This window comes from Fervidobacterium gondwanense DSM 13020, assembly GCF_900143265.1.
Classification (GTDB): Bacteria; Thermotogota; Thermotogae; order Thermotogales; family Fervidobacteriaceae; genus Fervidobacterium; species Fervidobacterium gondwanense.
In genome coordinates this window covers 14,493-29,303 of record NZ_FRDJ01000006.1, presented here as the reverse complement: position 1 = coordinate 29,303, position 14,811 = coordinate 14,493, and the positions used below count along the sequence as shown (strand labels likewise).

General features: G+C 39.0%; 12 protein-coding genes. 4 read left to right on the top strand and 8 right to left on the bottom strand.

Going from position 1 to position 14,811, the window contains the following annotated elements; translation table 11 throughout:
• Positions 1 to 42: 42 nt before the first annotated feature.
• On the bottom strand, positions 43 to 828 hold the full coding sequence (gene panB / locus BUA11_RS06195) for a 3-methyl-2-oxobutanoate hydroxymethyltransferase (protein WP_072759518.1): 786 nt from the start codon (positions 826 to 828) through the stop codon (positions 43 to 45).
• A gap of 132 nt (positions 829 to 960) precedes the next feature.
• On the opposite strand from panB, the gene BUA11_RS06190 reads away from it, so the two are divergent.
• The 3 genes from BUA11_RS06190 to dnaK all read left to right on the top strand — a co-directional run bounded on the left by BUA11_RS06190 (position 961) and on the right by dnaK (position 5,767).
• Positions 961 to 2,724, top strand: coding sequence for a M3 family oligoendopeptidase (locus BUA11_RS06190; RefSeq protein WP_072759517.1), 1,764 nt, complete (start codon positions 961 to 963; stop codon positions 2,722 to 2,724).
• A gap of 30 nt (positions 2,725 to 2,754) precedes the next feature.
• A complete protein-coding gene (locus BUA11_RS06185) occupies positions 2,755 to 3,828 on the top strand; it encodes an aldose epimerase family protein (protein ID WP_072759516.1) in 1,074 nt (357 codons plus the stop codon).
• A gap of 148 nt (positions 3,829 to 3,976) precedes the next feature.
• Positions 3,977 to 5,767, top strand: a complete 1,791-nt coding sequence (gene dnaK / locus BUA11_RS06180) for a molecular chaperone DnaK (RefSeq protein ID WP_072759515.1) — start codon at positions 3,977 to 3,979, stop codon at positions 5,765 to 5,767.
• Between the two features lie 54 nt (positions 5,768 to 5,821).
• Here dnaK and BUA11_RS06175 read toward each other — a convergent pair whose 3' ends face one another.
• The 5 genes from BUA11_RS06175 to BUA11_RS06155 all read right to left on the bottom strand — a co-directional run bounded on the left by BUA11_RS06175 (position 5,822) and on the right by BUA11_RS06155 (position 11,649).
• Positions 5,822 to 6,283, bottom strand: a complete 462-nt coding sequence (locus BUA11_RS06175) for a hypothetical protein (RefSeq protein ID WP_072759514.1) — start codon at positions 6,281 to 6,283, stop codon at positions 5,822 to 5,824.
• 119 nt (positions 6,284 to 6,402) lie between these two features.
• Positions 6,403 to 6,708 carry a cupin domain-containing protein gene (locus BUA11_RS06170; RefSeq protein ID WP_072759513.1) on the bottom strand — a complete coding sequence of 102 codons (306 nt, stop codon included), beginning with the start codon at positions 6,706 to 6,708 and terminating at the stop codon, positions 6,403 to 6,405.
• Positions 6,709 to 6,731: 23 nt separating this feature from the next.
• Positions 6,732 to 8,000 (bottom strand): DUF438 domain-containing protein, encoded by a 1,269-nt coding sequence (locus BUA11_RS06165; RefSeq protein WP_072759512.1) that lies wholly within the window; start codon positions 7,998 to 8,000, stop codon positions 6,732 to 6,734.
• A 174-nt stretch (positions 8,001 to 8,174) separates the two neighbouring features.
• Entirely contained in the window at positions 8,175 to 10,559 is a 2,385-nt protein-coding gene (locus BUA11_RS06160) for an ATP-binding protein (RefSeq protein WP_072759511.1), read from the bottom strand.
• A gap of 16 nt (positions 10,560 to 10,575) precedes the next feature.
• The gene (locus tag BUA11_RS06155) at positions 10,576 to 11,649 is read right to left on the bottom strand and encodes a metallophosphoesterase family protein (protein WP_072759510.1); all 1,074 of its coding nucleotides are present in this window, start codon (positions 11,647 to 11,649) and stop codon (positions 10,576 to 10,578) included.
• 113 nt (positions 11,650 to 11,762) lie between these two features.
• Between BUA11_RS06155 and BUA11_RS06150 the strand changes: the two genes are divergently transcribed.
• Positions 11,763 to 12,776 carry a phospholipase C/P1 nuclease family protein gene (locus BUA11_RS06150; protein ID WP_072759509.1) on the top strand — a complete coding sequence of 338 codons (1,014 nt, stop codon included), beginning with the start codon at positions 11,763 to 11,765 and terminating at the stop codon, positions 12,774 to 12,776.
• Here BUA11_RS06150 and BUA11_RS06145 read toward each other — a convergent pair.
• Together BUA11_RS06145 and BUA11_RS06140 are read right to left on the bottom strand one after the other, a co-directional pair.
• On the bottom strand, positions 12,769 to 14,058 hold the full coding sequence (locus BUA11_RS06145) for an IMP cyclohydrolase (RefSeq protein ID WP_072759508.1): 1,290 nt from the start codon (positions 14,056 to 14,058) through the stop codon (positions 12,769 to 12,771). The genes BUA11_RS06150 and BUA11_RS06145 overlap by 8 nt on opposite strands.
• A gap of 82 nt (positions 14,059 to 14,140) precedes the next feature.
• Complete coding sequence (locus BUA11_RS06140; RefSeq protein ID WP_072759507.1) at positions 14,141 to 14,785, bottom strand: SDR family oxidoreductase; 645 nt, start codon at positions 14,783 to 14,785, stop codon at positions 14,141 to 14,143.
• Positions 14,786 to 14,811 lie beyond the last annotated feature (26 nt).

The following is a 14,811-nucleotide window of genomic DNA, read 5'->3' as shown; positions in this document are numbered from 1 at the left end:
GTAGGAATAACAAAAAGTCCCCAGTCTTGGGGACTTTTTTCATCACTCAAAAACATTCTCCTGAGTTGGAAAGGTTCTTGACTTCACTTCGTTCTTATAATTCTTAACAGCCTCGGCCATTATTTCGTAAGTATTTGCGTACTTTTTGACAAATTTAAAATTCGCCGTGCTCAATCCAACAACGTCATGGAAGACGAGCACCTGTCCATCGCAATAACGTCCAGCACCTATGCCTATGGTAGGTATATTAATACTCTCGGTTATTTCCTTTGCGACACTTTCCACAACAAGTTCAAGCACGATAGCAAAACACCCGGCTGATTCGAGTGCTTTAGCATCTCTAAGCAGCTTTTCCTTGCTCTCTTGAGTTTTTCCTTGCACCCTGTGCCCGCCTAAAAGATTAACCGACTGTGGCGTAAAGCCGAGATGCCCCATAACCGGTATGCCAGCAGCTATTATTTTTCTAATCGTTTCTTCGTATTCCTGCCCACCTTCTAACTTAATCGCGTTTGCACCAGCTTTAAGCATCAGACCGGCATTTTCGACAGCCTTCTCAATGCTAACCTCGTACGATAAAAACGGCATGTCGCCGACTATAAACGCGTCTGGTGCCCCTCTTCTAACTGCCTTGATATGAAAAAGCATATCTTCCATCGTAACTGGTATCGTACTGTCATATCCCAGTACAACATTCCCGAGGGAATCACCAACGAGGATTATTTCTACGCCCGACTCAGAAGCAATCTTTGCCGTTGGATAATCATATGCTGTAATCATTACAATTGGTTCTTTACCTTTCATATCTATAATCTTCTTCGTTGTAACCATATTTAACACCCCCTGACAGAACTCTAAAATCACTTATGGAAAGATAGCGATGCGAATCAATTATACCACCAACGTGCTATAATATAAATATCCACATTAGTTTATGATTAATTAAAAAAGGGGTGTGAGCAAATGAAGTGGGATTTGTCAAACATCTATTCTTCGTTTGAATCAGAAGAATTCAAAGCAGACATAGCGAGACTTGAAAATGAAGTTAAGGCGTTTCTATCCTGGATGGACGAGAATTTTCAGACGGTTGAAAACGCAGAGGAAAAACTTGAATACGTAATTTCAAATTTGAATGAGCTATCTCTCTTGGCTGGGAAGCTTTACAACTTTGCGAGTTTGACGCTCAGCGCTGATGCGAACAACGAAATGGCTGCAAAGTATCTCGATGTTATCAGGAGCAAATTCGTTGACCTGTCGCTCGCTCGTACAAAACTGAGAAAGTTCCTAAAAGATTTGGACATATCGAACATCGGTAGCTCGAAGTCCGAAATTGTAAAGTCACATAAATTTTTTATCAGGGAGCAAAAGTTACTTTCAAAGTACATGCTATCTGAAAATGAAGAAAAAATCATCAGCCTTATGAGGCTTACAGGAGGCAATGCGTGGAATAACTTATACGAAAAAACGACTTCAAATTTACTTTGTGACATAGAGCTCAACGGTGAAAGGAAAAAGCTCCCACTCATGAGAATAAGGAACTTAGCATACGATAAATCCCAGGAGGTCAGGAAAAAGGCATATGAATCAGAGCTGAAAGCTTGCGAAAGTGTTGCGTCGGTCATAGCTCAATGTCTCAACAGCATAAAAGGAGAATTTTTGACCGAAGTCAAGCTCAGAGGTTACTCTTCTCCGCTTGAACCAATGCTTTTTGAGAACAGAATTTCACAAGAAACATTCGACGCAATGATGGAAGCTGTGAAAGAAAGTATGCCCAAACTGAGAAAATACCTGCAAAAGAAGGCTCAAATATTAGGACATTCGGACGGCTCAAAAGGTTTGCCTTGGTACGATTTGTTTGCACCGCTTGGTGGATACACAAAAACTTGGTCGTTCGAAGAAGCAAGAACGTTTATCGTCGAAAAATTGTCTGAATTTTCAAAAGAACTTGGCGAATTCATAGACCAAGCATTTGAACGAAAGTGGATAGATGCAGAAACAAGGCCGGGCAAACGTGGTGGTGCGTTCTGTTCTTCTGTAAAAGCGCTTAAAGAATCGAGGATTCTCATGAGTTTTGATGGAACGCTCGATAATGTGTTAACATTAGCTCACGAGCTTGGACATGCATTCCACAATTATTGCTTGAAAGATGAAACACCGCTTAACAGCACTACTCCGGCTACATTGGCGGAGACAGCATCGATTTTCAATGAGACACTATTGCTCAACAAGATAAAAGAGGGATCAAAAATTGAGGAAAAACTTGCCTTGTTAGACAAAGAACTTTCCGATGCTGTTCAGATAATTATCGACATCTACAGCAGATTCCTATTCGAAAAGGCAGTTTTCGAAAAGAGAGTTTCAGGACCTCTAAGCGTTGATGAGCTTAAACAGATAATGGCAAATGCTCAAAAAAAAGCCTACGGAGAAGGACTCGATGAGAATGTCCAGCACCCATACATGTGGCTTGTAAAACCGCATTATTATTCGCCGACGTTCCATTTCTACAATTTCCCGTATACATTCGGCATGCTCTTCGGGCTTGGCATTTATGCAAAAAGAAACGATGAAGGATTCTTCGAAACGTACAAGAAATTGCTTTCTTCGACAGGAAAAGGAACAGCGGAAGAAGTTGCAGCGACTGTCGGAATAGACATAACAAAGAAAGAATTTTGGAAGTCCTCGCTTAGAGTTATAGAAGAGGCGGTCGATGAGTTCTTGAATATGTGAGAATGACAAAAGGAAAGGAGTTGGAGCAAATTGTTAGACTACGGTAGTATTCAAAAAGAATTCTTTGGTTACACAAAAGAGGGAATACCTGTATACGAATACATCCTAATAAACAGAAACAGCATGATTATGAACGTACTGAATTATGGCGGAATTGTAAGGGAGTTGTGGATACCGATCGGAGATGGGCAGTTTGTAGATGTGGTACTTGGGTATGACACTTTGGAAGAATACGAGAAAAATCCCGGTTACTTGGGCGCAATTATTGGGAGATACGCAAACAGAATAGCGAATGGCAGGTTTGTTATCGATAGCGTGCAATATCAACTCGCGCTTAATGATGGCGGTGGTAAAAGGTCCAATGCATTGCATGGAGGATGGAAAGGTTTTGATAAGAAAGTGTGGAACGCAACTACGGAAATTACACCCGAAGGTCCGAAATTGATCTTAAAATACGCAAGCCACGATGGAGAAGAAGGATATCCAGGAAATCTTGAAGCGACAGTTGTATACACGCTGACGAATGATAACGAATGGAGGATAGAATACACTGCAAAGACTGATAAACCGACTATCATCAATCTCACGCAGCACACGTACTTCAATCTTTCTGGGAAAGGGAAGATTTATAACCACCAAGTACAGATATATGCTGAGAAGTTTACACCTGCGAATGAGAACCTAATACCGACTGGAGAAATCAAATCAGTTGAAGGAACAGGGTACGATTTGAGAAATGAAACTGTAATTGGTGATGCCATATTAAAACTTGAAAAGCAAGGCATTAATGGATTTGACATAAACTATGTACTATCTGAGAAAGACGATAAGGTGTTAAAACACGCAGCAAGTGTATTTAGCCCGGAATCAAAGGTACTCGTGGAAGTATACACAACGCAGCCTGGACTACAATTTTACACTGGGAACTATTTGCTTGGATGGTGGGGTAAAAGAGGTAGCATATACGATAAACATACAGGATTTTGTCTTGAAACCCAACACTTCCCGGACTCGCCAAACCACGAGAACTTTCCATCAACTGTGTTGAGACCAAACGAGATATACAATCACATTACAATATTTAAATTCCAATTAATCCATTAAAATCCTTAAATCTCAAATGCCCGAAGCTTTCAAGACTTCGGGCATTTTTATAATTTCATAATTATCACTCTTGACAATTGAGTGCTAATCTGCTAAAATATGAACGGTGCGCGATATAAAAAATAATTATATATGGAGGTGGATAGATATGGCGAAGAAGGAGTATGTTGTTGGAATAGACCTTGGAACGACAAACTCAGTTATTGCTTGGATGAAGCCAGATGGAAGCATAGAAGTCATTTCAAACGCAGAAGGAAACAGGACGACCCCATCTATAGTATCTTTTACAAAGAGTGGCGAGATACTCGTTGGTGAACCGGCAAAGAGGCAACTTATTCTCAATTCAGAAAGAACCATTAAGTCTATAAAGAGAAAAATGGGTTCTGACTACAAGGTGAGGATCGATGACAAAGAATACACTCCACAAGAAATCAGTGCGTACATACTTAAGAAGCTCAAAAAAGACGCAGAAGAATACCTCGGTGGTGAAATTAAAAAGGCAGTTATTACTTGTCCAGCTTACTTCAACGATGCTCAGCGACAAGCAACAAAAGAAGCTGGTATCATAGCCGGCCTTGAAGTTCTTAGAATCATCAACGAACCAACTGCTGCTGCTCTTGCTTATGGTCTTGACAAAATGGAAGGCGAAAGAAAGGTTCTTGTCTACGATCTTGGCGGTGGAACGTTTGACGTTTCGATACTCGAAATAGGTGGCGGAATTATTCAAGTTATCGCAACAAGCGGTAACAACCACCTCGGCGGTGACGATTTCGACCAGAGAATAATTGACTATCTTGCAGATGAGTTCAAGAAACAGTACGGTGTAGATTTAAGAAGCGACAAACAAGCATTGCAAAGATTGAGAGATGCTGCTGAAAAGGCAAAGATAGAGCTTTCTTCAAAACTTGAGACGGACATAAGCTTGCCGTACATTACTGCAACAGCGGAAGGTCCACTTCACCTTGAAATAAGGCTTACAAGAGCTATGTTCGAATCACTTACAAGAGACCTTGTTGAAAAGACAAGAGAACCGATTGAAAGAGCATTAAGCGATGCAAAACTTTCACCGCAGGACATAGACGAAATAATCCTCGTCGGTGGTATGACAAGGGTACCGATGGTCCAGAAGTTCATCAAGGACATATTTGGAAAAGATCCAAACAAGAACGTGAACCCAGACGAAGCCGTCGCGATAGGTGCGGCAATTCAAGCGGCAATTCTTGGCGGTACAGAAGGTGCAAAAGACAAAGACGTTGTGCTTGTTGACGTTACACCGTTGACGCTTGGCGTTGAAGTAAAAGGTGGACTCTTAGAACCTGTTATACCTAGGAACACGACGATTCCTGTCAAAAAGAGCAAGGTCTTCACAACAGCTGAGGATGGACAGACAAGTGTTGAGGTAAGGGTTTACCAGGGTGAACGCGCAATGGCAAGGGATAACATATTCCTTGGAAGCTTCCAGCTCGTCGGAATTCCACCGGCACCAAGAGGAGTACCACAAATTGAGGTTACGTTTGATATAGACAGTGATGGAATTGTCCACGTGTCTGCAAAAGACCTCGGTACAGGTAAGGAGCAGTCCATGGTTGTCACAGGAAGACAACAGCTGAGCAGCGACCAAATTGAAAAAATGATTAGAGAAGCCCAGATGTACGAAGAGCAAGACAAGAGGAAGAGAGAAGAAGTTGAATTGAAGAACAAAGCGGACGACCTTGCATATCACATAGAAAAGATCCTTAAGGAAAACAGCGAGAAGATACCATCTGATACGAAGGAAAGACTTGAGGAGATTATCAAAGACCTTAGAGACGCGATCAACAGAGATGATATTGCAAAAATCAAGATGCTCTTCGATGACTTACAGAGAGAAAGTATGAAGATAGGAGAGTACCTCTACAAACAACAGTCACAAGGTGGAACAGCTGGAGAACAACAATAAGCGATTATAGTTAACTAAGCAAACCGGGCGGATAAAACCGCCCATTTTGTTTTTTTAGTTTATAGGGATATTCACCGTCACTGAAAACATCCCGAAGTTAAGTATAAGCTCAACGCTTGAAGCATTTTTCAAATCTTTTGAGAATTTGTGACCATCAACGATGTACCAATAGCCGTTGTAACTCACAAGCTTCGCATCTACTACCTTTGGGTTTTTCTTACCTGGCTGAATAATTTTGATTTGAGCAGGTATCTCTTTAATGACAAATGGCAATGCTATCCCAAAGCGAATGTATACGTTCTCTGAAGAGCCTACTGTTGATATAACAAGACTTGCCGTAAGGTTTGGAAGTGATTTGTTCGGATTTGCTTTCCCTTCTGGAGAAACTATAATGACCGCAGGTTTACCGGTTTTTGGATCCTTTTCTTTCTTTTCAGTCCATTTAGCAAAGCCTGAAGTGCTCAAAAAAATAAGCATAGTAACTAAAAGAAAGACGATAACATTCCTGTGCTTCATATTTCCACCTCCCTTCAGAGTGGATACGGTAGCGGTATTTATAATTATACACCAACTACGAACTAAAAAATAACAAGAAAGAAGCCGGAAATACCGGCTTCTTCTCGTATTTAGAGAGTTTATTTAATCTTGACAACCAAGACTTCTGCTACCTCGCTTGTTTTGTTTGTAACACTGTGAAGTATGTTTTCTGGGAATTCTATGAGAGAATCTTTTTCTAAATCGTAAACGTTATCTCCGATTTCCACCTCTACGCAACCGCTGAGCACAAAAAGCAATGCAAATTCTTTTGATGAATGTTTTTCAAGCACTGCTCCTGGTTGGAGCGTGATTTTTGCTACGATAGCTTTTTCTGAGTTGTAAAACCTTCTCGCATCGATTGGACCTTTCATTAGATTCTCTACATCACCTACTTTGTAAACCATGGCTTTACCTCCTTCTTGTTCAATTATTCTTCATCGTAAATTCTCTTTTCACCTGTTATCTTCTGGATAGGTGCTATATCTTGTGTGACTTCCAACGTACCAAGGTACTCGCCTTTTTCATTCCTTACCGCAAAGTATCTGATGAGTACGTATTTGTCACCGAGCTTTATCCAAAAATCTGCGTGGTCTCTCTTGCCGGATTTGAAATCGTTCAGAATCTTTTCAACTATGTGTATGCTCTTTGGCGGGTGGCAGTTCTGAACTGACCTTCCAATGATGGAGCGTGTTCTTAAGAATATTCTATCCTTTCCTTCGCTGAAGTATTTCACTTTGTCATCTTTATCTACGAACGTGATATCAAATGGTAATGTATTGAGCATTGCAACGAGTTCTTCTTTCCTAAAGCTTCCAGAGGGAAGTTTTACGGTGTCTGTATCTTCTTCGTCTATGTATCCGATCGCTTTTAAGGCATTCTTCATCTCCTTATATGCACTTATGAGTTTTTCAATTCCTTCGCTGCTTGGAATCTTCTGCTCTTGTAAACTTTCAGTGAACGCTTCAGGGAAGTAGCAGCAGTATCCAATTTCGTCAAAGACTTTCCTGATGAGTTTGAACTCATCTTCCGAAACTAGGCTGAGAGCTGTTGGGAACAATATGTGGTTCTCTTTATGCACGTGCATCATGAACATCTCGAGCAGTTGAGTCATTATCTGTGCTCCGCGTGATTTTAAACCTTCCAAATCCCTGTTTTCTATTATCTGTGCAAAGTCTCTTATCATAGCTCTCATCGTATCATGTTCTGACCACATCACCTTCGGTGGCTGCTCAACACCATATTTTTCCACGTACGGGAATATTCCGTATTCCTGCTTTTGAAAGTGCAATTCTATTCCTTTCAAATCTTCGGTTAACTTTGCGAGAGTTAAGAGATTTTCAAAAGTCGGGTTGGAGACAGTTGCTTCAACGAGATTCTTCATCTGCTTCATAAGTATGAGCAACTTCTCGTGCTCCTTCATTGATATGTATATCGGGTGCCAGTGCTCGAGATTTGGTTCTTCGGTTAGGAACTCTTCCATAAGTTCAAGATGGATGTCGCAGATTTCTCTAATTTTCTCGACACTTATGCCGTCTTCTCTTGAAAGCTCGTTCTCTACAATTGCGATTTCGACTGGTTGGAGCTCTTTGATAACTGCCTTTATCTCTTCCTTCAGTTTTTCAAGCTCTTCCGGATTCTTATCAGCTCTTCTGATGAGATTCTTCAAGTATTCTCTTTTGTTGAAAACTTCTGCCATACTACCACCTCCAAAAAGTTATTAATTAGTTTTGCCTAAGTCATCATTATTATACAAGTTGTGCTGTGGAAATACTGTAACATATGTTACGCATCAAATAGTGGTGATAATATTAATGTAGAAAAAACAACAAAAAATAAAGCCGGCATATGCCGGCTTTTTGAAGTTTTAACCTTAACTATCAACAATGTTATATATTTGAATATCTTTTAGCGCATTGTTGGTTGAATCAGGCACTTGGAGGTTTTCCAAAGTTTCCAGTACCTCATCCTTTGCCGTAAAATACACAAACTGCCAACCTTGTTTGGAGAGTTCAAATAACTTTTCGAGCTGTTTCTTGAGCCGATTTTTATCGTATTTTATAAACGGATCGTCCAATATGAAAAACGCTTTTTCGTTCCCGAATAATTGTTCAGCTAACGCAAGGCGTATGGAAAAGTAGAGTTGATCGTATGTGCCAGCGGAGAGTTGATAGGGCTCAAACGTTCTGCCTCGTCCGTCAATTACCACAGGTCTGTTCTTTTTATCATCATATTGAACGGTGTATCTGTTGTCGGTTATATCCGTAAATATCTTTATCAAATTGCTTTCTGTAAATAGTCTGCTTATTGTGCTTTTCTCTTCGACTTCGATTTCACTGAGGATATTTCTTGCTATTTCATCATATTCTTTTTGTCTTTCAAGCTCTTTGATAAACTTGAGAAGGTTTTCTTTTAGTTTTTCGATGTCGGAAATGTACAAATTGTCTATGTCGTCGACAGGAAGGCATTCACTAAGCCCATATCTTAAAGCCTCAGCAGCGATTTTATGGATAGTGTTTTGGAATATGCTTATTGCAGAGCGTAGCTTCTCAAGTCTTTGGTTAATTTCTGCATTCTTTTCGTCGAGCTCGTCAATATCCAATCTTATAAGCGAGCCAAGTTCTTCATCACTTTGGTTCTCAAGTAGTGCTAACTCTTGGCTTAAAAGTGACTCTATAGTATGTTCAAGCAGTTCTATTGGTTCGTTGTCGTTCAGCTTACTGTTAGTCAGTACTTCTAAATTCTTAACAAGAATGCTTCGGACTTTTTTCCTTTCCGAATCTAATAAATGTTTGTGTTCTAATTTTTCCTTAAGTTCTTCTTTGTTGGCAACCTTCAATGCAAGAAGTGTCTTGTTATACAAATCCTGCTCTCTGCTTAGTTCTGCAAGAAGTTCTTGGTGTTTCTTTTCAAGATCGTTTTTGAACGTTTCGTGCGAAGTTTCCTCAAACCCTAACCTCTTCCTTTCCTCATCGAATTCTTTGAACTGTTTTTGAGATTTCATTATTTCATACTCTAACTCTGCAATGTCATTGAAGCCCATAGAAAAAATGGCACTTCCCTCACTTAGTATCTTGTTCTTCTCTTCCTCTTCTTTTTTTAGATAGTTATTGGTATTTTTTAAGACTGCAAAGCAAACAATGCTTATCACTGTGAGGCCAGCTGAGATTAAGAAAGGAAGTATCAAATTTCGATTTAAAAGAAGGAATATGAGAAAAATAATACCTGCAGCTACGAGCGGTATATAACTCCATTTTTTGAGTGTAGCTGCCCTTCTCTTGTAGACATCTTTTTTTATGTATGTTTGCTTGTAAGATGAGATTTCATCTATTAACGACTCAGCTTTGTTGTTCAGACTTATCTTTTCTGGTAAATAATAATTCTTGTCCCTTAGTTCTACAGATATGTTGTTCAGTTTTTCTCTAAGTCTGTTAATCTCACCTTCTAATCCTTCTAACTGTTTTTTGGTATTTTCGATTTTAGATTCTCTAACTGATATGTTTTCAAGGTCATTTTCAGAATATATCTCAACTGTACTTAGTTCCTTTTCAATTCTTTTTAAATCTTCCAACAGTTTTTTACAGTCTTTTACAAGTTCCTTCTTCTTTAGAAGCTTTACCTTTTTAATAGTATCCTCTATTTGTTTTTGTTCTTCCAAAAGTTCGGACATCTCAATTTCCATTGTGTCGTATTTTTTCTCTTTTAAGGTACTGGTGAGTTTCTCAATTTCTTCGACCAATAGGTTTGCAACGTTGTACTTATCTTTATATTTCTTACCTTCTTGGTTCTTATATTCCCCTCTGTCTGTTGTAACAGCTCTGTCTGATATTCTCTCCCTTATCACCTTAATCTTGTTTATGTCTGTTGACACCAGTTTATCTGCAACTTGTGAATAGACGCTTGACTCGTTTTCGGTTATCGTTAAGTCGCTATTTCTTATGATTAGTATTCCCCTCAGTTCATCAGGTTGTATTTTAAAGGTCTTGGCAAATTCACCACTGCTTATCGTTACCTCTTCACCATTTTTGTCGATTAATACAAAACCTGCCGGGTCTTCACTGACTCTATCTATTCCTTTTATATCTTTGTAAATACTAGAATTACCCTTCTTCTTCCCAATTAGTAATCTTAATATAGCATCAACCATCATCGTCTTTCCGCTTTCGTTCGGTCCGTAAAAGAGCGTGAAGTTCCCAAGTTTGTATACTTTGTTTTCAATAGGTCCGTATTTTTTGATGTTTATTTCTTTTATTCTCATTTTTATCCCTCCAGTGTTACTTGATTTCCAAAAATGCGTCTACAAGTCTTTTGATAATGGCATATCGCTTTTCTTCGTCTAATCCTTTGCTGTTTATTTTTTCGATAATTTTTCGCATTAACTTGTCGTTAGCGATAATGTTTCCTATGTCTTTTGCATCGAATTGGCATTCAATATTGTAGTCTCTTTTCAGGCTATTTAAGTGCATATTCACCATCTGTTCTGTGATGGAAAACTTAGCTCCATTGAAATACCCCGTTACTTTGAGAAGGAGCAGGAATTTGCTGTTCTGGGATTCTTGGAATGTTTGTTGGACAGTAGTATCTATTCTTTCGATAGGGTCATCGTCTATACTTAAGCGTACCTCTTTTTCAATGTAGTGGAACGAATTCAGTTCTACAGGCTTCGGTGTTTCCCCCAACTTGACGATGTTAATTTTCCGCTTGCCTTTTTCTTTTTGAGAGATTGAAACGGGAGAACCAGGATATATAAAGTATCCGTTTTCCATATTTCTTACATCATACCTTGTGTGAAAATGCCCTGCCAAAATGTAGCTGAACCCTAAGGAATTTAACGTTTCAAGTTCAACAGGCATGTACCTGCCTTTTTCGTAGAAATCGTCCGCAGTAGTGTAAGATGTGCTGAGAAGCTCGCCGTGAAAGAGCAGTATGTTAAGCTTGTCTGTTTTTTTTAAACTTGATGCATACCGGAGCTTTTCATATACTTTTTCTGTAGTGTTTAACCCTTCTTCGTACGGTAATCCTAATACTCTAACGTTATCAAAATCTAAGTACGCATCAATACTTGTTATTACGGTAACATTACTGCCCAAATGCTTGCCTTCTATGTTGTAAAACTCATTGTCATGGTTTCCAGGAAGGATAATAACTTGGATTTCATCGAGTATCTTCCGCAGCTTTTCATATGTTTTGTTGGCATCGGTTACAGAATCGAATAAATCTCCTGCAATCACTAGAATGTCTGCTTGTTCTTTCTTGAAGACTTCCACAATTTCTTTTAGTGCATCCCATCTGTGCTGGTATTTTTCATCATCTGTTAAGTGAAGGTCTGAGGTGTGAACTATTTTCATAATATCCCCCCCTACTCGCATCTTTTGAGTTTCTTAAAGGAATAAATATGCGTTTTCAGTGATATAATAGTCGCACAATATAATACACAAGAATTTGAAAAAGGAGATTGTATATGAAAAGATTATCTATTGCATTGTTTTTCTTAATTATACTACTCATTTTCCAAATAACGGCATTTTCTTGGAGCTCGCACGGTGTTTTCACTTTTCTTGTTGTCACTTCAATCGACGGTTTTGATTACAGCAAATTGGTGGAAATTTCGGAATATTCATATTCAGAATCTCGAAATTACAAGCCAGGAAGGTACATTACTTATGATTTAGTCCAAAAAGGTGAGAAGAAGATAGATAGAGAGGACGACATACTGCAAGAAACAGTTATAGATATTGTGCCAGATTTAGATCTTTCCGATGGGAAGGTTCCGGTTTGGATGATTTACTTAGTATATTCATCACTGCCGGATAATGGTATGGACTTTGTTGAAGATAACTTCTTCGCTTCTCTTTTTCTCGGACAAACACAGGCAAATAGACATGGATATTTTAAGGTCTCGTTCTTCGAATACTTTGAGGGCGATAAGTCATTTTTACACTTTCTCAACATGTCTAAGAATGCTTTTCAAAAAGGTGATAAGTACTGGGGTTATAGGTTTCTAGCATATTCTTTGCACTATTTGGAGGATTTGATGCAGCCGTATCATGTCAGACCCGGAACAGTTCCAGAACTGCTATTGTATCTGTTCGACGAAAGGATGAGAATGTTATTGAGAAACGCACATTCCGCTTACGATGATTATATGACGTTTCTTTTATATTTTTCAAAAAGTAAGTATGAGTTTCGGGAGTTGATAAAGTCCTCAAAGCCACTCATACTTCCAATTTCCGATGAACAGCTGATTTATGAAGCCATTGTTTACTCATACACATCGTTTTTTTCGATACACGAAGAGATTAAGAAAGCGTTCGGATCAATCCTTTTTGAAAGAAGAGTTCGGATAGAAGATTTTCAGAAAGCTGAGGAAGAAGGAAGATTGGAGAATTTGTACGAATTAACAAAAAAGCTTGTGAGCATGCTCACAAGCTTGGCTAAAGGGGTTATTCTAAAAACCGTGCCAATTTCTAAATAGTGAAGATGTTTATTCCGTTTTCGCCGCACATTTTCTTAAATAAACTATCCACTGGACCATTTACGTATACGTTTATTATCTTTACAGGAGTCTTTTCTAATATCTTTTCAAGAGCTTCTGTTGGGCTTAATAGGTCAACTTCGAATTTGAAGAACCCATCTTCTAATTCTGCGATGATGCTATACTTCGGCATTAGTGCTAAGAGAAGTTGAGGTGCGTTGGAAACATTTACTGTTGTTCTTAAAAGTATGTTTTCTAACAGCGATGCTGTTTTTATATTTTCAAGGTTATCTAACGATTTTAAGTAAGAGTACGTTATTATCTTTTTATTTTTTAAGCTTTCTTTTGCAAAGTCTATGTCTTCTATTTCCTCACAGGCGATAGTCTTGAACGTACTTTCCTTAAGTTTCCTTGCAATGTCGTTTGTCAACCTTCTGAGCACAACGGTTGTACCTGTTAAATCGCACAACCTACCACCTGAGTTTCGTATGTTTACCATAGAAGTTGGTGTGGAATCGTTGAAACCGACTATAAGGCTATGGTCAAGTGAAACAACGATGGCGCCCAATGTGATAGCTAACGATTCTGATGTGTGCTCACTGAGTTTTATTAATTTGTCATCAACTTTGTCAAGAACCTCGTAATCTACGTGTGGATTGGAAAATCTTTCGAACGTCATGTGTTCAAATTTTTCCGAAGCAAACAGCTCAGATAGCACTCTATGGATTGTCGCATCGTATTTCATAGTATAGTAAAATGCTTTGAGTGCCAAGATTCTTCTATCATGCAACTGCACGTCTCCACATAAGTCAAGTGATTTGATAATTTTCTCGTAGTCTGCCGGATCACAGACAACGACAACGTTTCGATGGTTTTTTGCTGACGCTCTCAGCAGTGCAACTCCACCGATGTCTATGTTTTCGATGAGCACGTCCTCGTCTCTTGTTTGTTTTTGAATTTCTTCAAATGGGTACAGATTAACAACTACCATATCTATTGGGGTTATGTTGTGCCTTTCAAGGTCTTGTATGTGGGATTTTTCGTCAAAATTTGCAAGTATTCCTCCGAAAATGAACGGATGAAGAGTTTTGACCCTGCCTCCCAATATTTCTGGAAACCCTGTTACGTCAGATACTTGCTTGACATTTATTCCAGATTCAGAAAGGAGATGAGCAGTTCCGCCAGTGCTGATTACTTCAACACCTCGTTTCTCAAGTTCCTTCGCAAATTCTACAATACCTGTTTTGTCCGATACACTTATCAGTGCACGCTTTATATTCATATGAAGATACCCCCAATGATTACTATTCTATTTCACTTTTTTAATTACGGGAGCTTGTTTCTACTAAACATTTTAAGAAATTCTACCACTCTATGGAATTTCCAGTGTAGTCTAAGAAAACCCCTGTTTTATCAAGTTTTCTTATTACATTAATTATACCCGATGCCGATTCTTCGGGCAATACTGGAGCATTTTCACCACCCATGTCTGTCTTAACCCAACCGGGGTGCATAGAAATAACGTACATATTTCTCAACCTGTGAGCCATCAATTTCGTAACCATATTCAGTGCTGCTTTTGAAATAGAGTAGGGAACGGATGTTGTCCCACCCGTGTTTGCTATACTGCCGAGGATACTTGAGATGTTGATTATCTTTGAACCGTCTTTCAGCTTGTTCAGTTTAACGCACTCTTGAATCAGCATGTAGGGCCCCATCGTGTTGACTTTGAAAGATAACAGCATGCCTTCTTCGGTAACGTTTGGAAATCTTTCCTCAATCAGTATTCCTGCGTTGTTTATTAGTACGTCGATTGGTTCATCTATTTTTTCAGCAAATTCTGAGATAGAAACAGGATTTGACGTATCGACTTTCAAAACAGTTAGGTTAATGTGTTCAAAGGGCATCGATGTTCTAATGCCCACAGTAACTTTTTCACCTTCTTTTAACAATTGTTTTGTGATGGCAAGCCCTATACCACGATTTGCACCAGTTATCACCCAGTGCATCATCACACCCCCAGTACCAAAGAATT

Excerpts from the sequence above, each read along its gene's own strand:
- BUA11_RS06150 (WP_072759509.1), top strand. The coding sequence starts at position 11,763 with ATGAAAAGATTATCTATTGCATTGTTTTTCTTAATTATACTACTCATT.
- BUA11_RS06145 (WP_072759508.1), bottom strand. The coding sequence starts at position 14,058 with ATGAATATAAAGCGTGCACTGATAAGTGTATCGGACAAAACAGGTATT.
- BUA11_RS06190 (WP_072759517.1), top strand. The coding sequence starts at position 961 with ATGAAGTGGGATTTGTCAAACATCTATTCTTCGTTTGAATCAGAAGAA.
- BUA11_RS06175 (WP_072759514.1), bottom strand. The coding sequence starts at position 6,283 with ATGAAGCACAGGAATGTTATCGTCTTTCTTTTAGTTACTATGCTTATT.
- BUA11_RS06155 (WP_072759510.1), bottom strand. The coding sequence starts at position 11,649 with ATGAAAATAGTTCACACCTCAGACCTTCACTTAACAGATGATGAAAAA.
- BUA11_RS06165 (WP_072759512.1), bottom strand. The coding sequence starts at position 8,000 with ATGGCAGAAGTTTTCAACAAAAGAGAATACTTGAAGAATCTCATCAGA.
- BUA11_RS06170 (WP_072759513.1), bottom strand. The coding sequence starts at position 6,708 with ATGGTTTACAAAGTAGGTGATGTAGAGAATCTAATGAAAGGTCCAATC.
- BUA11_RS06140 (WP_072759507.1), bottom strand. The coding sequence starts at position 14,785 with ATGCACTGGGTGATAACTGGTGCAAATCGTGGTATAGGGCTTGCCATC.
- dnaK (WP_072759515.1), top strand. The coding sequence starts at position 3,977 with ATGGCGAAGAAGGAGTATGTTGTTGGAATAGACCTTGGAACGACAAAC.
- BUA11_RS06160 (WP_072759511.1), bottom strand. The coding sequence starts at position 10,559 with ATGAGAATAAAAGAAATAAACATCAAAAAATACGGACCTATTGAAAAC.
- panB (WP_072759518.1), bottom strand. The coding sequence starts at position 828 with ATGGTTACAACGAAGAAGATTATAGATATGAAAGGTAAAGAACCAATT.